This window comes from Streptomyces sp. NPDC006283 (assembly GCF_040613325.1).
Classification (GTDB): Bacteria; Actinomycetota; Actinomycetes; order Streptomycetales; family Streptomycetaceae; genus Streptomyces.
This window is the reverse complement of sequence record NZ_JBEXRZ010000005.1, coordinates 28,908-47,118: the sequence shown is the minus strand read 5'-3', so window position 1 is coordinate 47,118 and position 18,211 is coordinate 28,908. Positions and strand designations below refer to the sequence as shown.

The window sequence follows — 18,211 nt, the reverse complement described above, 5'->3', positions numbered from 1 at the left end:
ATCGATCGGGTCAGATCGGTTCGATCATGCCTTTGACCTGCATTGATGCCTTGTGATGTTGGGCATGGTCATGGTCCTGAGTACCAGTCGCGCGAGGTGACGAGGCGGTTGACGGCGGCGGCGGGCTTGTTGCTCTTCTCGCCATTGCACTTGCGTCCGCATGTGGGGCAGCCCTTGACGCCGTGGGCTGGCGCCCAGTTGTCCTGATCCTTGGTGGAGCCGCCTCGGCTGACGGGGGTGAGGTGGTCGATGGTGTCGGCGGCGGGGTGGCCGCAGATGTGGCAGACGTCGGACTCGGCGAGGAACCGGGCGCGTGCCTTTCGGTAGCCGTACTCGGTCAGGTCCTTGCGGCCGGCCATGCGCCCCCCGGACATGACGGAAGCCCCGCCGTGGTGGCGGGGCTTCGTGGTGTCTGTGTGTCCGGGCACGCCGGACGTGGTTTGAGTGTTACACCCTGCGATCGGGCTGGTCAAGCTGCCTCTGCCGCTATGGGCGGCTGGAGTTCGTTCAGGTTGACGAGTGCGCGGCCTTGGCGGTCGTGGCCGTGGTGGGTGAGTTTGCCGCGGTGGAGCCAGACGCGGATGGTGCCGGGCTTGATGCCGGTGGCTGCTGCTGCGGCGTAGGCGTCGACGAGGAGCGGCTCGGTCATGGCTTCAGTGTCCCGTATCTCAGTGGCTGTGGGGCGGGTAGTGGCCGCCGCAGCGGGCGCAGTACGGCAGGGGCGGGACCTCGATCCCCAGCTTGTGGATGAGGGCGTGGATGTGGCGTGGCATTGGGTCTCCTGGGTGGTCTACGGCCCGTTCTACGGGCGGTCTACGCGGGGTCTACAGCCCCTTCTCCGCCGTCGTGACCTGCGTCTACGTCCCCGGAAGGGGTGTCTGCGGGTTCGGGGGAGAGGAGGGTGTCGAGGTCGGTGCGCTTGATGCCGCTGCGGCCGGTCGTTTCGCCGATGCGCACGGCCTTGTGGATGGTGATGCCGCAGTGGACGAGGACGGCGCGGAGCCGCGCGTCGTCGAGGTGCTGGGCGGCGGGCCGGGCTTGGAAGGCGTCGTATACGTCGCGGAGGAACACGGCGGGCTGGTCGCCCATGAGGTGGGAGACGCCTTCGACAACGCGGCGCTTGAGGTCGTCTTCTGTCGGGGGTACGGGTCGGCCGGCTCGCCAGGCGAAGACGGTGTAGGCCGCGGCGGCTGCGGTGAGGAGCCGGGGCTCTTGGTTGGCGGTACGGATGGTGATGAGGGCTGCGCCGCCGAGGAGGGCGATGCGGCTTGGGGTGTTCTCGGTGGTGACCCAGGCGCGGAGCCGCTTCGCAAGGGCTTGGTTGCCTCGGGCGATGCGCCGGGGGTGGATGCGGTTGGCGGCCCACCGGGGCCGCCCGCGCCCGAAGGCGGGGACGGGCGGCAGCTCGAGGGTGTCGTCCTCGGGGTCGGTGGCCACGTGGGGTCAGGCGCTGCCGACGAAGGTGGCGAGCATCTGGCCGACGCTGCCGAACAGTTGGCCGATCATCGCGCCGAGCTGGGTGCCGGACAGGGACAGGCCGAGGCCGAGGCACACGAACCCGGGGAGCAGGTGGAGCTTCTTGGTGTCCTTGCCGTGCTTGTGCATCTGCCAGGCCCAGATGGCGAGCACGATGATCAGGAGGACGGAGATGGGGACGGAGCCGCTGGGTGCGGCGGCGGGGGCGGCCATGGTGTGGGTGCTGGCGGTGTCGATGGCGGCGAGCAGGGTGGTCTTCACGGTGGGTCCTTCAGTACGAGAGGCCGACGAGGGCGGCGACGAGGAGGAGGCCGAGGAGGGTGGTGCGGGCGACGAGCCGGTGGGCCTGGCTGTCGCGCGGCAGGACCCCGAGGAGGAGGCCGGCGGCGATGAGCGCGGGCAGGGCGTAGTAGCCGAGCGCGTGGTAGGTGAGCGTCATGGCGCACTCACGTCCTCGCTGGCGCATGCGGTGGCGCCCGGGTAGTACTCGGTGAACTGGTCGGCGAGCGCCAGGAGCTTGTTGGCGGTGGCGCACAGTTCGGCGTACCAGCGCCGCGCCGTCTCCTCGGTCGTGGGGGTGTGCGCCGGGTGTGCGCCACCCACGGCCTGTACTGCGGCGCTCAGCTGGCGCATGGCCGTCTCGGTGCGCGCCGCACGCTGCGCCAGGCGCTGCGCCAGTGTCTCGGCCGGCGGCTCACTGGCCTCCAGGTCGCGTCGCACCGTGTCCTTGGAGATGTTGAGCTGCGCCGCGATGGCGCGGTTGGATGCGCCACCTTGCGCCAGGCGGCGCACGTCGGCTCGTCGCTGCGCCACGGAGGGTGCGCCAGCCATCAGGCACCCCCGCGGAGGATGCGGAGCCAGGCGGCGAGGCGCCGGAGCTGGCCCTCGGCGGTGGTGAAGTCGGCGGCGAGCCGTTCGACCTCGTTGGGGTCGAGGGTGATGGCCAGGCCGGTCTGCTCGACGTAGAGGCCGGTCTCGCGCCGTGTGGTCCCGTGGGGGAACTGGGAGACGAACGCGACGGCGATCGGGTCGGTGGGGTCGCCGAGCTGGTGCTCGGGGCCGCGGTGGCTGAGGTCGACGAATGCCTCGGTGGGCTGGTCTTGGTGTCCGGCGCACCATGCCGGTTCGGGGATGGTGATGTCGCCGCGGTCGAGGGTGGGCACCGTGACGGTGCGCTGCCCGGTCACTGGGCGGTCACCCCGTTCGCGATGAGCCGGAGGAGCGCCGCGTATTCGCCGCGGCTGGTGCCCGGCCGGACGGGCGGGGCGGCGGCAAGGAGGTCCTGCTCGGCGGCGAACGCAGCCTCCGTCGGGCCGTGGAGTCGCTCGGCCATGACGAGGGCCTGTGCGAGGCGGGTCTCTTCCCGCATCTCGGCGTTCGGCCGTGCCGTGCTGACCTTGTCGGCCAGCATGCCGAGGAGCCGGATGGTGTCCGCGGTGAGGACGGGGGTGGCGGTCTGCTCGGTCATCGAGCACCACCAGGGCGGCCGGCGCGAACGCGGCGCAGGGCCTCGTTCATGTCGGGGTCGCTGTCGCCGGGGCGGGGCAGGTCTGTCTGCCCCATTGCGTGCGCAATAGGATTGCGGGAGTCCATGACGAGGTCCGATCTCGTTCGTGGGTTAGTGCCGGTGCGTGTCTGCACACCGGTGCGTCAGGGGTCGGGCGACGCGCGCGCCTCGGGTGTTCCACCACCCGGGAGCTGTCGTCCGGCCCCGCTTCTATTCGGTTGTGTCGTGGCCCTTTGTGGGCGCGTTCTTCTTGATCGCCTTGTCGACGGCGTTCCAGCTCTTCCCCAGCGCCCGGGCCACTTCGGCCACGGATCCCAGTTCCGCCACGCCTTCGAGCAGGGCTTCCGCTCTGCGTTTGGCGGACTGCGACACCTGGAGTTGGAGCTGTTCCACCAGCTCTTCCTCCTGCCGAACGCGATCCCGCCAGGGTTTCGCTTCCATCCCCCAGAGCGTATCCAACCCTAGGGTTGGATTGCAACAGGGTGGGGCCGTCAGCACGCCTGCGCCTGAGGCTCGTTGGGCGCGCGCTCGTCCTCGTCGATCAGGGCTTTGAGACCGGTCCAGGTGGCCGGCGGATACGCCGTCTGGCACCAGCGGCAGGTGACCACCCGCTCGCCGGGCGCCAGACGCAGGACTGCGCCGCAGATGACGCCGTCCTCGAACTGCGCCGGGCAGTTCCCGATCCGCCTACCGCGCTCCGGAGCGGGCGGGCGGATGATCGAGCTCGCCGAGCGGGTCAGCTCCCGGATCTCTCCGGCGAACAGGCCGGCCTCCGGCCACGACACGGCCACCCACGGCATGTGCCCGAGGAGCTCGTCGACCGCGCGTGTGATGCGGCCGGTCGGGCTGCCCGGGTGGAGGACCTCGGGTCGGCCGCGGTCGTGGCGGATGGCGTCAACCCAGCTTTCCAGGGTGGCGACCATGCCGCCGCCGCTGCGCATGTCGAGGATGTCCTCGTTGACCGGGAGCGGGGGTGGGCCGCCTTTGCCGCTCCGGATGCCGGACGTGCCGCCGGCCGGGGGGAGCAGGGCGGCGAGCCCGGCGTACAGGGTGGGCATGGCCTCGAGCCGCACGCGGGTCGCCTTGGCGCAGCCGAGGCACAGATACCCGTCCTCGAGCGTCTCCTCGCACAGCCCGCACTCGTTCACAGCAGTCCTTCCCTCCGGGCCGCGTCCTCGACGCGGTCCAGGCCGTTGAGCAGGCCGAGTTCGAAGTCGCGGACCTCGGCCTGGGCGACCTCGGCCAGGGTCGGCCGGCGGGCAAGGGCCTCGCGCCAGTCGGCTGTGGTGTGTCGCTTGCGGGCCTGGGCGAGGGCGGCGGCACCGGCACGGGCCACGCGACGGTTGCCGCGGTACTCGCCGACGAGGTGCACGACCAGCGCCAGCTGGGCGCCGACGATGATGCCGACAAGGAGCATCACGATCTCGGTCTCGGTCACTTCGGGGTCCTCTCGATGTCGGGCACGGCCCGCAGTGGCGGGGCGGCATCGGTCTGCTCCCAGCCGTTGAGCTCGAGCAGCGAGGCGAACAGGTCAGCCGCTGCGCTGCGGGTGACGAGCGTCATGTCGCCCGCCCACTGCTCGACACAGGCGTTCGCCCGGTCCAAGGCGCGGGCCATCTTGTCGGCGCGATCCGACATCACTGGCCCTCTCGGCCGGGATCGTGCGAGGGGCGGTAGATCACGCTGCGCTGGATGTGCTTGAACGACTCTTCGCTGAGGAGGTGTGGCGGGAAGCCCGGGCCGCCGTCGACGAACGGCAGGAGGATGTCGTCGCCGTCGCTGTCGGTTGTGGGCTTCCAGGCGATGACGGGGTCGAGGAACTCGCCCTGCTCGTCAGGCTCATGTACGTACCAGCCGGGTGTGGCGGGGATCATCTGGTCCTCCAGTAGGTGTGTGTCGATGTGGACGTGGGATGTGGACGTGGACAACGTGGACGGCGTCCACATCGGCCTGTCTCGCGTCGCGGGAGTGAAATGAATCTCTCTCTTGTCCCTTTATGTACTTATTAGGAAGCTGCTGGATTGAGAGACAGGCGAATGTGGACAGCCGTCCACATGTCCACATGTCCACATCGCTCACTCGGTCTGAACGCAGATGCGGTCGCCCTCGGTGAACACCCAGTCGTTGGCCTCGGCGACGTCCACGGACCGGTGCAGGAACGGCCTGTCGCTGCTCCGGAGGCGCCGGTTCAGCTCACCGAACGTGATCCCGCCGACTGTTGATGCGTGCTTCCGCACCAGCCGGGCGATGCGCTCCAACGTGCGGTCCGTGTCGTTCTTGGCCTGATGCGCGCGGAGCTCCTGCGCGACCTTCGCGTCCTCCTCGCGGCGCCGGGCAGCCTCCGCCTCCCGGGCCGCGCGCTGGATCAACGCCGCCCGCACAGCGCACGACGAACGCCACACGATCTCGGCGAGTGCCCAGTCCTCCTCCGTTGCCTCGACCCGGCCGCCGTCGAGCAGCGCCAAGAGGGCCGTGAGCTTCACCTTCATCAGGTTCGCGTGCCCGTCCAGCTCGTCGATCTCCAACTCGCCCCGGTTGCGCGCGACATGCTCGGCCCAGAGCATCCGGCGGATGCGTTCGGGGAGCACGATGTCGAGACTGTCGGCGGGCTGGATGGAGGCCGGGTTTACCGGTAGCGGGCCGGGAGACGCTGGCGGCTCGTCCGGGATCGACGGGTCGGCGGCCCATGCCCACAGGAAGCGCTGCGGAGTGCCGGTGCTCGCGTCAGCGATGACCGGCATGGCCGTCGACGGTTGGAAGCCGACGACCATGCCGAGGCTGTACGAGCCCGCGGCCACGTAGCGGGTCCGCTCCTCGGAAGCGTTGGTCTGGCCGAGGGTCTCTCCGATGGCGGCCCGGCGCAGGGTCTCGCCCAGCACGCTGCCGGCGCGCTCGGCGAGGCTGGCCAGGGTCTGGCCCTCGTCGACGTAGAAGTAGGCGTTGTGCCGGACCTGCTTGCGGACCTTTCGTGTGACCGGGTCGCCCTTCAGCGGGCCCTTGGCGTGGATCTCGCCCGTCTCCTCGTCGACCGTGCCCATGAAAGCCTCGGCGATGCCTTCGCCCGAGCCGATCGGGAGACCATCGCGGAACTCCGGGTCGAGCGGGGGCAGCAGGGATCGGGCGACCTTGGTGCCGATCGACTTGCCGCCTCCAGAGGCGGCCACGACCGCGACGAACAGGTTCAGTGAGGCACGGCCGCCGATGCCTGACACCGCGGTGATCCGGGGTGAGACCATCGCGGACAGGCGGGCGAGCAGCGAGTAGAACAGCACGTCTGCGCTTGACCCTTCAGCGTGCGCTGCCTGCCGGATGTGCTGAAAGACGGGCCGGGCCGCGTAGAACTCCTCAGGTAGAAGGCCCGGGTGTGCCTTCGGTTCCCGCGGCTCATCGCCAGGGCGGTCGTGCTCGGGCTCCGGCTCGTCCAGTAGGTCGGGCCCCCACATGTCTTCGGCGGGTGGCGCCGGGGCCGGTGGGCGTTCGGTTCGCGGCGGGCGGCAGTGCTGCTTCACCTGGGCCAGCAGCGCGGACGGTAGTCCGCGGGCGGCAGGGCTGGCGTCTTGGTCGAACGCGGCGCGCAGAACGTCCCGTGCGGCCTCGCTCTCGTTGCCGCCGTAGTGCAGGTGGGCCCAAAGGGTGGGCACGGTCAGCTTCCGCCCCGGAGGCTGCTGGCCGACGGGGAGGCCGGAGCGCTCGGACCAGTTCACGGCGACGTGGTCGTCGCAGATGAGGCTGTACTCGCTTTCGGCGCTGCCTTCGGCTCCGGCTGGGCGGAGCCACTTTTCGCGGCCGCCGCTGGTGCCCCGGTAGGTCCAGCCGGCGGGCTCGAGAACGTCGCGGAAGGTGAGTCCGGCGGCGAGGATGTCGAACACGCTCGACCCCGTACCCGGCATCGGCCGGGGCGCGCGCGGCGCCGGTACGGGTGTGCGGCCGGTTCGTTCGTCGCTCCGCGCCCGCTTCTCCGTGTCGGCCTTGTCGAGGACCGCGCGGGCGTCTGGTGCGAGGCGGGTGATTGCCTCGCGCATGGTGCCGAGCGTGACCGGTTCTCCGGAGCCTGGCGCGCTGCTGGCCGGGCGCTCCTGCCCGCCCTTGCGGTTGATCGTGCCGGGCAGGCGCATGAGCCGGTCGAGGTTGCCGACCTGCCGGTCCCACGAGCAGCCGTGTCCGTAGGCAGACGCGGTGAGGATCTTCTGCAGGTCGGAGGTGAGCTCCTCGACAGCAGTCCGGTCCTCGTCGTCGCCGATGATGTGCGGCTGGTCGAGCATCCACACCGGGTTGCAGCCGCCGCCGGACAGGACCCAGCCGGTCGGCTCGGGCAGGCCCGAGGCGTGGACGATCTCACGCACGTGGTCCGCGTCGAGCGGGTGCGGCAGCTCGTCGGGGCCGGGCTTGTGGCCCAGGCTGCCGAAGTCGCCGTCGGCCCACAGCCAGCTGACGGCGTGCGCGAGCTCCTTCCCGCCGCGGCCCTTCTCGGGTGCTGTGTGCAGGGTGGTGACCTGGGTGTAGATGCCCTTTGCCTGCCGCGCGTCGAGCTGCAGCACGTAGGCCGTGGCCGCAGTGATGCCGTCCTCGTCGGTGGCGAAGCGGCGGCCGACCCACCGGTCGGCGTCGGAGCAGATGCTGAGCAGGCCGGGGACACCCTGGTACTGGTACGCCAGGGTCTCGCGGACGAGGTGCCCGTCCGCCGCCAGGCGCTGGGAATCGCCGGTCACTGCACCACCTCAGGGAAGAAGTAGGCCCCGCCCGGCGTGCCGACGCAGAGCGAGCGCCGGATGCACAGGCGAGGGGATCCGGTGTGTCCGCCGGGGTGAATGTGGGTGTGGTCGCAGTAGGGGCACTGGACGACGAGGTGGAGCAGCGTGCGCTGCTCGGGGTCGAGCTGGTCGACGGCGGTGGTGCGGACGAGCCGTGCGCGGGCGGGGGCGAGTCCGCCTCGGGGGGATGCAGGGGTTTCCACGAACGGTGGCTTTCTCTCGTGCCGGTGAGGTGTTCGTGTGGCGCGCCCGGCCCCGAACCTGCGTGAGGTCCGGGGCCAGGCCGCCCGAGCCTGCTATCCCGAGGCCTGCGCGGTCTGCCACTGGTTCTGGTGGTAGGCCCGGTAGATGCGGACGTGGCGCACGACCTCCCCGAGGAGGAAGGGTCCTTCCCAGCGGCCCGCTGGAACGTCCACCTCGATCCGTTCGGCGGAAAGGTAGAACGCGCTGGCGATGGCCTGGCCGAGGTGCGTGCAGTGGTCGGCGGCGTCGGCCCCCACCCGGACGACTGCGGTGTGGCAGTCCTGGAGGCGCCTGGCCTGCTGGTGGAAGTGCTCGGAGACCTCCGCGGCGCTGGTGTACCGGCCGGTGAGGTCGACGGTGACCGTCAGGCGCACGTCGATCTCGGGCAGCGGGACCGGCTCGGGTTGGGGGGACGGCACGGGCGGAGCGGGGACCACGGCGACCGGGTTCTTGACCGGCCACTGGCCGATGCGGTGCTCGGTCATGCGGCCTTCTCCTTGTGCTGTGCGGACTGGTGGAAGATGACGCGGAGCCGGGCGCGCTGGGTGTCGTCCAGGGGCGGGGCCTGGTCGACGATCCGTTCGACACGCTCCCAGTAGCCGGCCGGACGGGCCGGGCGGCCGGGGGCGTCGCCCCCGGCCGTCGCGGGGAGCCGATCCGTCGGGGTCACTTGGCCACCGCCTTTGCTGGTGCGGCCAGCCATGCCGCCTTGGCCTCGGTGTTCTCCGGGACGTCGTCCTTGCTGGCCTCGGCGAGCTGAGCGCGCAGGGCGCGGAGCTGTGGCAGGAATGTTTCGAGGCGGGCGATGAAGACGTCGGTCTGGGCGACGTCGAGCTCGAGCGTTTCGCAGTCGACGTCGACCCAGAGGCGGGTCTCGACGCCGAAGACTTTCGGGTCCTGGTTGACCTGGGTGACTCGGGCGGCGAGCACGACGGCGGAATCGCCGCCGGGGTCCGCGTCACAGAAGGGCGTCGGGGCGATGGCTTCCGCTGGGAGGCCTTGGTGCCAGCCCGGTTCACCGTCGGTGCCGGCGTGGTCCATGACGCACCAGACGGGGCAGCCGAAGCGGGCCATCCACTCAGGGCCGCGCTTAGCAGCATCGAGGGACTGGCCGGAGTTGGCCTGTCGAGCGTTGCTGGCGTCTGCAAGAATGGGCATTGAGCTTCCGATCTGCTGGTAGGCGGATTCGCTTTGCTCGACTGACGGCGTCGGGTTGCCCCCCGGCGCTGTCGTCGTTTCTGCGGCGACGATTGCCGCGTGGCTGGTCACGCGGTCTCCTTGGCTGCCTGAGCCTTGGCGGCGAGCTCGGTGTCGAAGCGCCGGATCTCCGTCTCGGAGTACAGATAGCGCCGGCCGACCTTGACGCCCTTCGGGCCGAAGCCGATGTGGCGCCAGTAGCGGACCGTTCCGGCGACCGTGCGGTACCGCTCTGCCACGTCGTCCGTGGTGTAGAAGCGCTCCAGCGCCTGCGTCTGGGCAGGGCTCCCCATCGCGCAATCCCTCCTGCATTGAGGCTTGATGCGAACAGGATCAGTACAGCAGCGCTGGACATCTCAAGTCAATCCGCTCTAGCCTCTGATTCATGATGAATAGCGTTTGGGAGCGTTGAGGTGGGCGCCGCTGCGGCCGTGGACCCCGGTGACGGGGAGGCGAACGTTGCCGCCCATGTGAAGTACGAGCGTGAGCTGCGCGGCTGGAGTACCGGCGAGCTGGCCCGCCGTGTGTCTGACGCCGGCTGTCCGGTTAGTCAATCGGCCATCTGGCGAATCGAGAATGGAGAGCCGCGAAGGAAAATCTCGGTCGACGAGCTCATTGCCTTCAGTCGCGTGTTTGGGCGATCGATTGACGATCTCCTGAAGGCGCCTAGGACCGAGTTCCCGGAAGCTGTCGTTCAGGATTATGTGGAGCACTGGCTACGCTCTGAGACCACGGTGTGGCATAAGGAGCTGGATGCAAGCGTAGCTTTCGGTGATGTGGTCAGCATGGCCGTCGCTTACCCGGTAGTTGCGGCGCGCCTGGAGGAAGTCGTAAACGAGATCGCAGAGGAGCGAAAAGATGGCCATCTTAAGGGTGCCATCGATAGGCGCCTGGACGAGTTCAGTAGACGACTAGCGGCTCACCGCTCAGGACTCTTGCATCTGTCGCGTACGAAGCCTCTCATTGACTACTGGCGTCGCATTGGCCTATCGCCTGAGCAGATGGTGGAAGAGGCGAAGAAGCTGAAGCTTGAGGGAACCATTTCTGGTTCCCTGCGGAGTGACATTGAGCTCGCACGCCTTGATCTGGAGAACGCGGGATCGGTGCCTGGCCTGGTGCAGAGGTACCGGAACAGGCAGGTCAATCGTGACTTCTACGCTGGCGATGGCGTTACCTACAGATTGTTCAGCGAGTCGCCAGACCAGTTGAGTGAAGAGCAGCGTTTGGCGCAGGCGCGGGAGGCATTGAAGGTCACTTCCACCTTCCTGCTCGCTATCCATGTGTGGCCGCAAGTCGGGCGTCCAGGCGCCATTGATGCGCTTCGCAGTCGGGTGACGGAGCTTGAACGAAAGACTGCGCTGGAACTCGGTATCGACGCGCGTCTCGTACAGTTGATCGCCCTCTCCCTGTGGGGTCGGGGCATGACTGATGAGCTGAAGGATCGCACCGCAGCTCCGGAAGATCTGGAGGCGGATCTTCCCAACAGAAGGGAAGCCGTGCGTGAACTGGCAAGCGCCATCAAGTTGGAGTGGACGGGGAAGGCGCAGGAGGCGACGGCTATTCTCGCATCAGCGAACGAGTTGCCTGCCAATGCGGACGTGATTGAGCGTTGGGTCAGGGAGAAGTGGCGCCACGAAATCTCCCCTTGATTCCCTAGGCTTTTCCCCTTTTCCACCGGAAGTCGATGGCCTCGTAGTCGAAGTAACCGCCGTCGGGCATGCGGCCCCGCCGCGGCGACATGAGCGTGACGTCGACGAGCTCCCGCAGCACCGCCCGCTGCCGGGGCAGATCCATTGCCTTCCACGCCTTCCGCACATCCGGCGCCCCGACCAGCGGTACGAGCGGGTCCTGCGTCGCCGCCCGCGCGAGCTGACGGCTGATGCCCTCGAGCTGCGCGCGCGCCACGCCCGACGCCTCGGTGAACTGGGGCATCGAGATCTGACCGGCGCCGAACGTGGCCGCCACATCGGTCAGCCGTCGGCGGATCGTCTCGGATTCCATCTGCAGCCCCGAGACGTCGATGTTCTCGGGCCCGGGCAGCAGCAGGTCCTGCGCGTCGTCGCGTGAGAGGCGTTCGACGATGACGTCCTGGACGTATTCGTCGAGGGTGGACGCGCGCCGGCCGCCGCCGTGCGCGGTCTGGCACCGGTACGAGGGGTAGCTACGGCCGCCGGACTGGGTGACGTAAGCGAACGCCGTGCACCCGGGGCGGCCGCACCGGTAGATCAGCGATCCCAGCCACTTCGGTTGCGACCCGGGCGTGGTGCGCCGTGACGGGTCCTTGAGGATCGCGACGACGGCCCTGTGCTTCTCCTCGGGCACGAGCGCGTCCCAAGTGCCCTTGCCGATCTCCTCGCCCTTGTAGATGGCGATGCCTGCGTTCCTCGCGCGCAGCAGGTAGTCGCGCGCTTCCTGCGGCCCGATCGGGTTCCCGCGGGTGGTGGTGAGCCCCTTGTCGGCGAGCCACTTCACCCAGGCGTTGAGCGACCCGCCGGACAGGAGCATGTCGTGCCCGGCCTCGATCGCGGCGGCCTCCTCGGGCACGGCCTTGTTCATGTCGAGGACGGGCACCTCGACCTCCTCGCCGGTGGCCTTGTCGACACGCTTCGTCAACTCGCCAGTCGGCACACCCCATCCGAACGGGCGAATTCCGCCACCCCACTCGCCGGCCTTCGCCTTCTGCATCCGGGCCCGGGCGACGCGCTCGGCCTTGTGCTCGGACTCGTGGCGGGCGACTACGCCGTGGATGCGCGCGGTCATCCGGCCGCCGGGCGTGGAGAGGTCGATCACTCCGGCTTGGCAGGTGTGGGTGTCGACGCCGCGCCGCTGGCTGAGGTCGATGTATTCCTCGAGCTCCAGGGGGGAGCGGTGCAGCCGGTCGTTGTGCCAGGCGATCACGACGGTGGCGAGGCCGTCGTCGAGGTCGGCCAGCATCTGCCGGTAGCCGGGCCGCTTCTTGCCCGAGTAGGCGCTGATGTCGTTGTCGACGTACACCTCGACGACGTTCCAGCCGTTCCGGTCGGCGAGGGCCTGGCAGTCCTCGCGCTGCCGGTCCACGCCGAGGCCGGCCCCGGTGCGGTCCTGGCTGATGCGGACGTAGATGACGGCGCGAATCGGGCCCGCGGGACGGCGGTTGCTCACTGTCATGACCCAAGTCTGCACCCATAGACACGTCTTAGTCCAAGGTTCGGGAAGACGACTCTGCTGAGCAGCCTGCTGGGGATGGTGGGAGAGCGTGAGCGCATCGTGCTCGCCGAGGACTCGGCCGAACTGCGGCCCGAGCACCCCCACGTGGTGCGGCTCGAGTCGCGCACGGCGAACCAGGAGGGCGCGGGCCTGGTGACGCTGCAGGACCTGGTCCGGCAGGCACTGCGGATGCGTCCGGACCGGCTCGTCGTCGGAGAGGTGCGAGGAGCCGAGGTCACGGAGCTTCTGGCGGCACTCAACACTGGTCACGAAGGTGGCTGCGGCACCGTCCATGCCAATGCTGCCTCGGATGTGCCCGCGCGACTCGAGGCGCTGGGTACTGCAGCCGGGCTCGACCGGGCAGCTCTGCACAGCCAGTTGGCGGCGGCGCTCTCGGTGGTGATCCATCTTGTACGCGACGGGGCCGGCCGCCGCCGGGTCGCTGAGATCCATGTGCTGGAGCGGGACACCGCCGGGTGGGTGGTCACCGTACCGGCGCTGAGGTGGGGCGAGGGTTCGTTCGTGTCCGAGCCGGGATGGGGGCGCCTGCGGGCTCTGGTCGGTGATGCGCTGTGACGGCTGTCCAGTCGATGTGTGCTGCGGCGATGTGCCTGGGGGCGGCGGCATGGTTGATGTCCGGTGGGCAGGGGGTGAAACGGGCGCGGCTGCTGTTCGCGGACGGCAGTGGGGCGGTACTGCCCCCGTGGTGGTCGTGGGAGCGGCTGCTGCCGGTGGTCACGCCGCGGATGGAGTGGCTGTGCCTGCCGGTGGCGCTGGTGGCGGCGGTCGCCGGCGAATCCCCGTTGCCGCTGCTCGCCGGAGCCGTCGCGGTGCCTCTGGTTCGGCGCTGGTTGCGTGCCAGGGAGCGCGGCAGGGACGAAGAGCGGCGGGCCGAGGGAGTCATCGGTCTGTGTGGAGCGACTGCGGGGGAACTGAGGGCCGGGCTGCAGCCGGGGCAGGCGCTGCTGTACGCGGCCCGGTCGACGGATGTGCTCGGTGAGGCGGAGGCCTCGGTGCTGGCCGCGGCGAGGTTCGGCGGAGACGTGCCCGGGGCGCTGAGGGACGCGGCACGGCAGCCGGGCGCGGAGGGGCTTGCCGGGGTGGCTGCCTGCTGGCGGGTGGCCGTGGACGGCGGCGCGGGTCTGGCCGCCGGGCTGGACCGCCTGGAGGCGGCCCTGCAGGCCGAGAGAGACCAACGCGAGGAACTGAAGTCGCAGTTGGCCGGAGCATGGTCGACCATCGTGCTCCTCGCGCTGCTCCCAGTGGCCGGCCTGGCCATGGGCTGGGCGCTGGGCGCGGATCCCTTGCGCGTCCTGTTCCACACCCCTGCGGGAATCGCGTGCCTGGTGCTCGGAGGCCTTCTGGAGGCGGCGGGGCTCTGGTGGGCCGGCCGGATCGTCCGCGCCGGAGAGAAGTCGTGAACGGCGAAGTTGTCCACAGCCTGGGGGTAGTGGCAGCGGCCCTTTGCACGGTGGCTTGTCTGGCCTCCTTGCTTGTCGCGAGGCGAAGCGAGAAGAGGACGCGAGCAAGAGGACAGGCGCTCCTGTCGATCGCCCGCGGTGAGCCGCGTCACGGGCGAGTGGACATCGGAGGCTTTGTGAGGCGATGGTCCGCCCCGCTCGGGGTGGTCGCCCTCGGCTGCGTCCTGATCGGCGGGTTGGCGGGTGGCGCGGTGGGGGCTGCCGGAGCGTACGGCGTGCGGCGGTGGCAACGCGGCCGTGACCGAACGGGCGCAACCGTGGCCGCGAGCGACGCCATGAGGGATACGGCACACCAACTGCCCCTGGCGGCAGACCTCCTCGCTGCCTGCATCTCGGCCGGAGCGGGGCCGCGTGAAGCCGCCGAGGCGGTCGGTGAGTCTCTGGGTGGCCCGGTCGGTGCCCGTCTTGCGCGGACTGCCGCTCAACTCCGGCTCGGAGCGGAAGCGGCCCCCACCTGGGGCTGGTTCGGCGGGATACCGGGCGCCGAGCCTCTGGCCCGATGCCTGGAGCGGGCCGATTCCACCGGAGCGCCGGCGGCGGAACCGGTGTCGCGGCTGGCGGAGCGATTCCGTGCAGAGAGGGCCCGCGCGGTCACCGGCCGGGGACGCAGGGCGCAGGTGTTGATCACTGCCCCGGTGGGGCTGTGCTTCCTGCCCGCGTTCCTCGCGGTCGGGGTGGCACCTGTGGTGATCGGCCTGGCCGACGGGCTGCTGCGCGGCAACTGATGCACGAGCAGCGGCGCTGCCCGCGCGCCTCATGGCCTTCACGGCAGCACAGCAATGACAGCAATCGAAGCAATCACGAGAACTTCGTCAACGGGAGGTCGACCATGTGGAAGACGATGAGCGGTCGGTGGCGCGCGCTGCTGCGCAGGATGCGCAACGACAGTGGAATGACGACGTCCGAGTACGCGATGGGAACGATCGCCGCCTGTGCCTTCGCGGCGGTGCTCTACAAGATCGTCACCAGTGGCACCGTCTCGGGCGCGCTGGAAGCGGTGATCGGGAAGGCGCTCGATGCGCAGTTCTGAGCTGCTGCAGGGCGCCAAGGCTCACGACAGGGGCTTTGTGACGGCGGAGGCGGCGGTCGCGGTGCCGTCCCTTGTGGTCTTCACCATGGCGCTCGTCTGGGCGCTGATGGCTGCCTCCGCGCAGATCCAGTGCGTGGACGCAGCGCGCGCCGGTGCTCGTGCCGCTGCCAGGTCGGAGCCACGGGCGGCTGCTCTTGCTGCCGCCCGATCCGCGGCGCCGAACGGCGCCGAGGTCACGTTGGACCGCACCGGGGGCCTCTGGCGCGTACGTGTGGAGGCAGAGACGCCCGGGCCTGGTGCCCTGTCGTTGACCCTGAGCGCCGACGCGGCGGCGGCTGCCGAGGACACCACAGGACAGGAGCCTGGGTCCGCTGGGTACCGGGCGCCCCGGGCCGAGAACCGGGTGGGCGTGAGACCAGTCCTCGTGCGCGCGGACCGGGCCGGGCGGGCCGGCGTCACCGGTGTGGCCGAACGGGGCGTCGGCGCAGCGATAAGGGTTCTGCCCGGCGACGGCCCACCCGCCGCCCCGGTGGACGTTGAAGGGATGGTGCCGTGAAGGGGGACCGCGGCTCGGCGACCGTTTGGGTGGCCATGGCGACCACCGTGCTGTGCGCGGTCTTCGCGATCGTCCTGGCGATGGGCCAGGTGGTGGTTGCCCGGCACCGCGCGGGAGCCGCCGCCGACCTCGCGGCGCTCGCCGCGGCCGACAACGCCCTACGGGGCACGGCCGAGGCCTGCGCGAAGGCGGCCGAGGTGGCCCGGGCGCAGGACACGGAGGTGGTGCGCTGCGCCGTGACAGGCGAGATCGCCGATGTCACGGCACGGGCCCGCTTCGGCCCGTACGCCCCGGCAGTCAGGGGGCGGGCGGGGCCGCCGCTGTCTCAGGAGCCGCCGGGGCCGCCCGGAGAAGTTCCGTGAGCAGTCGGACTGCGCCCCTCTTGTGCAGCGGATCGTTGCCGTTGCCGCACTTGGGCGACTGGATGCACGACGGGCAGCCCGCTTCGCACTCGCACGAGGCGATCGCCTCTCGGGTCGCAGTGAGCCACTCGGGTGCAGTGTGGAAGGCCCGCTCGGCGAAGCCGGCCCCGCCCGGGTGCCCGTCGTACACGAAGACGGTCGGCAGCAGCGTGTCCGGGTGGAGCGGTACGGAGACGCCTCCGATGTCCCAGCGGTCACAGGTGGCGAAAAGCGGAAGCATCCCGATCGAGGCGTGTTCTGCGGCGTGCAGGGCCCCGCCCAGCTGCTCCGGGTTGATGCGGGCGGAGTCCAGTTGATCCTCGGTGACTGTCCACCACACGGCTCGGGTGCGCAGAATCCGCGGGGGGAGGCCGAGTTTCGTCTCGCCGAGCACTTCCCCGGTGATGAGACGGCGACGCAGGAAGGAGACGACCTGGTTGGTGACCTCGACGGAGCCGTAGCAGAGGCGACCGTCGCCCCAGGGGATCTCGGTTTCGGTTTCGAGCACGGAGATGGAGGTGGTGTCACGGGCGGTGGTCGAGTAGGGCGGGTTCGCCTCGGTGACGAGGGCGACGGAGTCGTCCAGGTCCAGCCGCTCGACGAGATAGGTGCGGCCCTGGTGCAGGTGAACTGCGCCGTCGTGGACCGCAGTGTGGGCGGCGCCTTCGTCGACCGTGCCGAGCAGCCGGCCGGTGGCGGCCTCGACGATCTGGACCGGTCGACCGCCCTCGCCCCGGATGTCGGTGAGGTCCGCGGCCCGTTCGCGGCGGGTCCAGTGCCAGCCGGAGGCACGCCGACGGAGCAGCCTGGCGGCTTCGAGCTGCGGCATGAGGTCGGGCGTGGCGGGACCGAAGAGTTCGAGGTCGGCCTCGGTGAGGGGCATTTCGGCGGCGGCCGCGCACAGATGCGGGGCGAGCACGTAGGGGTTGTCGGGGTCGAGAACCGTGGACTCCACGGGACGGTCGAACAATGCCTCGGGGTGGTGGACGAGGAAGGTGTCCAGCGGGTCGTCGCGGGCCACGAGGACCGCGAGGGCGCCCCGGCCCGAACGCCCGGCCCGGCCGGCCTGCTGCCACAGGGAAGCCCGCGTGCCGGGATAGCCCGCGATGACGACGGCGTCCAGGCCGGCGACGTCGACGCCGAGCTCGAGGGCGGTGGTGGCAGCCAGGCCCAGGAGCTCGCCGGAATGGAGGGCCCGCTCGAGGGCCCGGCGTTCCTCGGGCAGATAGCCGCCTCGGTAGGCGGCGACACGCCCGGGCAGGGAGCGGTCCACTTCGGCGAGGCGTTCCTTGGCGATCACGGAGATCAGTTCGGCTCCGCGGCGGGAGCGTACGAAGGCCACGCTGCGCACGCCCTGGACCGTCAGGTCGGTCAGGAGGTCGGCGGTCTCGGCGGTCGCCGTGCGGCGTACCGGCGCGCCCTTCTCGCCGTGGAGCTCGGTGAGGGGCGGTTCCCACAGGGCGAAGACCAGCTCGCCGCGCGGCGAGGCGTCGTCGGCGACCTCGTGGACAGGCAGGCCGGTGAGCCGGCCCGCGGCGACGGCCGGTTCCGCTGCGGTGGCGGAGGCGAGCAGGAAGACCGGATTCGCACCGTAGCGGGCGCATACACGGCGAAGACGGCGCAGCACCTGGGCGACGTGGGAGCCGAAGACGCCCCGGTAGGTGTGGCACTCGTCGATCACGACGTAACGCAGGGAGCGCAGGAAGGAGGACCAGCGGGGGTGGGAGGGGAGTATGCCCCGGTGCAGCATGTCGGGGTTGGTGAGGACGTAGTTGGCGTACTGGCGGACCCATTCGCGTTCCTCGACGGGCGTGTCGCCGTCGTAGACCGCCGGACGGATGCGGTTGCCCAGCGGGGCGGCCAGTTCTTTGACGGCGCGGCGCTGGTCGGCGGCGAGCGCCTTGGTGGGCGCCAGGTACAGCGCGGTGGTTCCACGGCCGTTGGCCGCCTCGGCACCGTCGAGCAGCGTGCTGAGGACGGGCGCGAGGTACGCGAGGGACTTGCCGGACGCGGTGCCGGTCGCGATGACCACGGACTCGCCGTCCAGGGCGTGCTCTGCGGCGGCCGCCTGGTGGGCCCAGGGGTGGTCGATCCCGGCATGCCGGACAGCGCTGATCACTTCTGTTCGGATGCGGTCCGGCCAGAGGGCATGCCTGCCCGGTCGAGGGGGCAGGTGCTCCGTATGAGTGATGCGCGCAGCCCGGCTCGCACCTGCGGCGAGCCGGTCGAGGACCGTGCCGGGAGAGGGGCGGTTTTCCCCGCTCTCAGGCGGTCGACTGGGACGGTGTTTCTTGGCCATCGGCACCGAGTGTGTCACTGGCGTGACGGACAATGGTCCCAAGGCGTCGTGCATGGCTGCCGGTAAGTGATTGAATGCCATCGC

Annotated in this window: 27 protein-coding genes and 1 pseudogene; 7 read left to right on the top strand and 21 right to left on the bottom strand. The window is 70.3% G+C overall.

Going from position 1 to position 18,211, the window contains the following annotated elements; genetic code table 11:
• Positions 1-68 precede the first annotated feature (68 nt).
• The 19 genes from ABZ070_RS02330 to ABZ070_RS02240 all read right to left on the bottom strand — a co-directional run bounded on the left by ABZ070_RS02330 (position 69) and on the right by ABZ070_RS02240 (position 9,467).
• Entirely contained in the window at positions 69-428 is a 360-nt protein-coding gene (locus ABZ070_RS02330; RefSeq protein ID WP_356628999.1) for an HNH endonuclease, read from the bottom strand.
• Positions 429-469: 41 nt separating this feature from the next.
• Complete coding sequence (locus ABZ070_RS02325) at positions 470-649, bottom strand: hypothetical protein (protein WP_356628997.1); 180 nt, start codon at positions 647-649, stop codon at positions 470-472.
• Positions 650-813: 164 nt separating this feature from the next.
• On the bottom strand, positions 814-1,437 hold the full coding sequence (locus tag ABZ070_RS02320) for a hypothetical protein (RefSeq protein WP_356628995.1): 624 nt from the start codon (positions 1,435-1,437) through the stop codon (positions 814-816).
• Positions 1,438-1,443: 6 nt separating this feature from the next.
• On the bottom strand, positions 1,444-1,737 hold the full coding sequence (locus tag ABZ070_RS02315) for a hypothetical protein (RefSeq protein ID WP_356628993.1): 294 nt from the start codon (positions 1,735-1,737) through the stop codon (positions 1,444-1,446).
• 10 nt (positions 1,738-1,747) lie between these two features.
• The gene (locus tag ABZ070_RS02310) at positions 1,748-1,915 is read right to left on the bottom strand and encodes a hypothetical protein (protein ID WP_356628991.1); all 168 of its coding nucleotides are present in this window, start codon (positions 1,913-1,915) and stop codon (positions 1,748-1,750) included.
• Positions 1,912-2,307: a hypothetical protein gene (locus tag ABZ070_RS02305; protein WP_356628989.1), complete on the bottom strand. Its 396-nt coding sequence runs from the start codon at positions 2,305-2,307 to the stop codon at positions 1,912-1,914. Before ABZ070_RS02305 ends, ABZ070_RS02310 begins: the two co-directional genes overlap by 4 nt.
• Positions 2,307-2,663, bottom strand: a complete 357-nt coding sequence (locus ABZ070_RS02300; RefSeq protein WP_356628987.1) for a hypothetical protein — start codon at positions 2,661-2,663, stop codon at positions 2,307-2,309. Before ABZ070_RS02300 ends, ABZ070_RS02305 begins: the two co-directional genes overlap by 1 nt.
• Positions 2,660-2,944: a hypothetical protein gene (locus ABZ070_RS02295; protein ID WP_356628985.1), complete on the bottom strand. Its 285-nt coding sequence runs from the start codon at positions 2,942-2,944 to the stop codon at positions 2,660-2,662. Before ABZ070_RS02295 ends, ABZ070_RS02300 begins: the two co-directional genes overlap by 4 nt.
• A 249-nt stretch (positions 2,945-3,193) precedes the next feature.
• Positions 3,194-3,424, bottom strand: coding sequence for a hypothetical protein (locus ABZ070_RS02290; RefSeq protein ID WP_356628983.1), 231 nt, complete (start codon positions 3,422-3,424; stop codon positions 3,194-3,196).
• A gap of 50 nt (positions 3,425-3,474) precedes the next feature.
• Positions 3,475-4,131 (bottom strand): hypothetical protein, encoded by a 657-nt coding sequence (locus tag ABZ070_RS02285; protein WP_356628981.1) that lies wholly within the window; start codon positions 4,129-4,131, stop codon positions 3,475-3,477.
• Positions 4,128-4,421: a hypothetical protein gene (locus tag ABZ070_RS02280; RefSeq protein WP_356628979.1), complete on the bottom strand. Its 294-nt coding sequence runs from the start codon at positions 4,419-4,421 to the stop codon at positions 4,128-4,130. The genes ABZ070_RS02285 and ABZ070_RS02280 overlap by 4 nt, the downstream gene beginning before the upstream one ends.
• A complete protein-coding gene (locus ABZ070_RS02275; protein WP_356628977.1) occupies positions 4,418-4,621 on the bottom strand; it encodes a hypothetical protein in 204 nt (67 codons plus the stop codon). Before ABZ070_RS02275 ends, ABZ070_RS02280 begins: the two co-directional genes overlap by 4 nt.
• Positions 4,621-4,911 (bottom strand): hypothetical protein, encoded by a 291-nt coding sequence (locus ABZ070_RS02270; RefSeq protein ID WP_356628975.1) that lies wholly within the window; start codon positions 4,909-4,911, stop codon positions 4,621-4,623. The genes ABZ070_RS02275 and ABZ070_RS02270 overlap by 1 nt, the downstream gene beginning before the upstream one ends.
• Positions 4,912-5,058: 147 nt before the next feature.
• Entirely contained in the window at positions 5,059-7,692 is a 2,634-nt protein-coding gene (locus tag ABZ070_RS02265) for a hypothetical protein (RefSeq protein ID WP_356628973.1), read from the bottom strand.
• Entirely contained in the window at positions 7,689-7,937 is a 249-nt protein-coding gene (locus tag ABZ070_RS02260; RefSeq protein ID WP_356628971.1) for a hypothetical protein, read from the bottom strand. Before ABZ070_RS02260 ends, ABZ070_RS02265 begins: the two co-directional genes overlap by 4 nt.
• 93 nt (positions 7,938-8,030) lie before the next feature.
• Positions 8,031-8,462, bottom strand: a complete 432-nt coding sequence (locus ABZ070_RS02255) for a hypothetical protein (RefSeq protein ID WP_356628969.1) — start codon at positions 8,460-8,462, stop codon at positions 8,031-8,033.
• Positions 8,459-8,647, bottom strand: a complete 189-nt coding sequence (locus ABZ070_RS02250; RefSeq protein WP_356628967.1) for a hypothetical protein — start codon at positions 8,645-8,647, stop codon at positions 8,459-8,461. Before ABZ070_RS02250 ends, ABZ070_RS02255 begins: the two co-directional genes overlap by 4 nt.
• Positions 8,644-9,246 carry a hypothetical protein gene (locus tag ABZ070_RS02245; protein ID WP_356628965.1) on the bottom strand — a complete coding sequence of 201 codons (603 nt, stop codon included), beginning with the start codon at positions 9,244-9,246 and terminating at the stop codon, positions 8,644-8,646. Before ABZ070_RS02245 ends, ABZ070_RS02250 begins: the two co-directional genes overlap by 4 nt.
• The gene (locus tag ABZ070_RS02240) at positions 9,243-9,467 is read right to left on the bottom strand and encodes a helix-turn-helix domain-containing protein (RefSeq protein ID WP_356628963.1); all 225 of its coding nucleotides are present in this window, start codon (positions 9,465-9,467) and stop codon (positions 9,243-9,245) included. Before ABZ070_RS02240 ends, ABZ070_RS02245 begins: the two co-directional genes overlap by 4 nt.
• Positions 9,468-9,587: 120 nt before the next feature.
• On the opposite strand from ABZ070_RS02240, the gene ABZ070_RS02235 reads away from it, so the two are divergent.
• The gene (locus tag ABZ070_RS02235; RefSeq protein WP_356628961.1) at positions 9,588-10,823 is read left to right on the top strand and encodes a helix-turn-helix transcriptional regulator; all 1,236 of its coding nucleotides are present in this window, start codon (positions 9,588-9,590) and stop codon (positions 10,821-10,823) included.
• 4 nt (positions 10,824-10,827) lie between these two features.
• On the opposite strand, the gene ABZ070_RS02230 is transcribed toward ABZ070_RS02235, so the two are convergent.
• The gene (locus tag ABZ070_RS02230; protein WP_356628959.1) at positions 10,828-12,321 is read right to left on the bottom strand and encodes a recombinase family protein; all 1,494 of its coding nucleotides are present in this window, start codon (positions 12,319-12,321) and stop codon (positions 10,828-10,830) included.
• Positions 12,322-12,363: 42 nt separating this feature from the next.
• On the opposite strand from ABZ070_RS02230, the pseudogene ABZ070_RS02225 reads away from it, so the two are divergent.
• The 6 genes and pseudogenes from ABZ070_RS02225 to ABZ070_RS02200 all read left to right on the top strand — a co-directional run.
• Positions 12,364-12,936 (top strand): annotated as a pseudogene (locus ABZ070_RS02225) (ATPase, T2SS/T4P/T4SS family); the annotation flags it as partial.
• 14 nt (positions 12,937-12,950) lie between these two features.
• Entirely contained in the window at positions 12,951-13,781 is an 831-nt protein-coding gene (locus ABZ070_RS02220) for a type II secretion system F family protein (RefSeq protein WP_356629080.1), read from the top strand.
• Complete coding sequence (locus ABZ070_RS02215) at positions 13,778-14,566, top strand: type II secretion system F family protein (protein ID WP_356628957.1); 789 nt, start codon at positions 13,778-13,780, stop codon at positions 14,564-14,566. The genes ABZ070_RS02220 and ABZ070_RS02215 overlap by 4 nt, the downstream gene beginning before the upstream one ends.
• Before the next feature lie 104 nt (positions 14,567-14,670).
• Positions 14,671-14,871 carry a DUF4244 domain-containing protein gene (locus ABZ070_RS02210; protein WP_356628955.1) on the top strand — a complete coding sequence of 67 codons (201 nt, stop codon included), beginning with the start codon at positions 14,671-14,673 and terminating at the stop codon, positions 14,869-14,871.
• Entirely contained in the window at positions 14,858-15,427 is a 570-nt protein-coding gene (locus ABZ070_RS02205) for a TadE family type IV pilus minor pilin (RefSeq protein WP_356628953.1), read from the top strand. The genes ABZ070_RS02210 and ABZ070_RS02205 overlap by 14 nt, the downstream gene beginning before the upstream one ends.
• The gene (locus ABZ070_RS02200) at positions 15,424-15,789 is read left to right on the top strand and encodes an Rv3654c family TadE-like protein (protein WP_356628951.1); all 366 of its coding nucleotides are present in this window, start codon (positions 15,424-15,426) and stop codon (positions 15,787-15,789) included. Before ABZ070_RS02205 ends, ABZ070_RS02200 begins: the two co-directional genes overlap by 4 nt.
• Here the strand turns inward: ABZ070_RS02200 and ABZ070_RS02195 are convergent.
• The gene (locus ABZ070_RS02195) at positions 15,725-18,208 is read right to left on the bottom strand and encodes a DEAD/DEAH box helicase (RefSeq protein WP_356628949.1); all 2,484 of its coding nucleotides are present in this window, start codon (positions 18,206-18,208) and stop codon (positions 15,725-15,727) included. The genes ABZ070_RS02200 and ABZ070_RS02195 overlap by 65 nt on opposite strands.
• Positions 18,209-18,211: the final 3 nt, after the last annotated feature.

Excerpts from the sequence above, each read along its gene's own strand:
- ABZ070_RS02295 (WP_356628985.1), bottom strand. The coding sequence starts at position 2,944 with ATGACCGAGCAGACCGCCACCCCCGTCCTCACCGCGGACACCATCCGG.
- ABZ070_RS02195 (WP_356628949.1), bottom strand. The coding sequence starts at position 18,208 with ATGGCATTCAATCACTTACCGGCAGCCATGCACGACGCCTTGGGACCA.
- ABZ070_RS02230 (WP_356628959.1), bottom strand. The coding sequence starts at position 12,321 with ATGACAGTGAGCAACCGCCGTCCCGCGGGCCCGATTCGCGCCGTCATC.
- ABZ070_RS02310 (WP_356628991.1), bottom strand. The coding sequence starts at position 1,915 with ATGACGCTCACCTACCACGCGCTCGGCTACTACGCCCTGCCCGCGCTC.
- ABZ070_RS02325 (WP_356628997.1), bottom strand. The coding sequence starts at position 649 with ATGACCGAGCCGCTCCTCGTCGACGCCTACGCCGCAGCAGCAGCCACC.
- ABZ070_RS02305 (WP_356628989.1), bottom strand. The coding sequence starts at position 2,307 with ATGGCTGGCGCACCCTCCGTGGCGCAGCGACGAGCCGACGTGCGCCGC.
- ABZ070_RS02220 (WP_356629080.1), top strand. The coding sequence starts at position 12,951 with ATGTGTGCTGCGGCGATGTGCCTGGGGGCGGCGGCATGGTTGATGTCC.
- ABZ070_RS02275 (WP_356628977.1), bottom strand. The coding sequence starts at position 4,621 with ATGTCGGATCGCGCCGACAAGATGGCCCGCGCCTTGGACCGGGCGAAC.
- ABZ070_RS02205 (WP_356628953.1), top strand. The coding sequence starts at position 14,858 with ATGCGCAGTTCTGAGCTGCTGCAGGGCGCCAAGGCTCACGACAGGGGC.
- ABZ070_RS02240 (WP_356628963.1), bottom strand. The coding sequence starts at position 9,467 with ATGGGGAGCCCTGCCCAGACGCAGGCGCTGGAGCGCTTCTACACCACG.
- ABZ070_RS02290 (WP_356628983.1), bottom strand. The coding sequence starts at position 3,424 with ATGGAAGCGAAACCCTGGCGGGATCGCGTTCGGCAGGAGGAAGAGCTG.
- ABZ070_RS02255 (WP_356628969.1), bottom strand. The coding sequence starts at position 8,462 with ATGACCGAGCACCGCATCGGCCAGTGGCCGGTCAAGAACCCGGTCGCC.
- ABZ070_RS02210 (WP_356628955.1), top strand. The coding sequence starts at position 14,671 with ATGTGGAAGACGATGAGCGGTCGGTGGCGCGCGCTGCTGCGCAGGATG.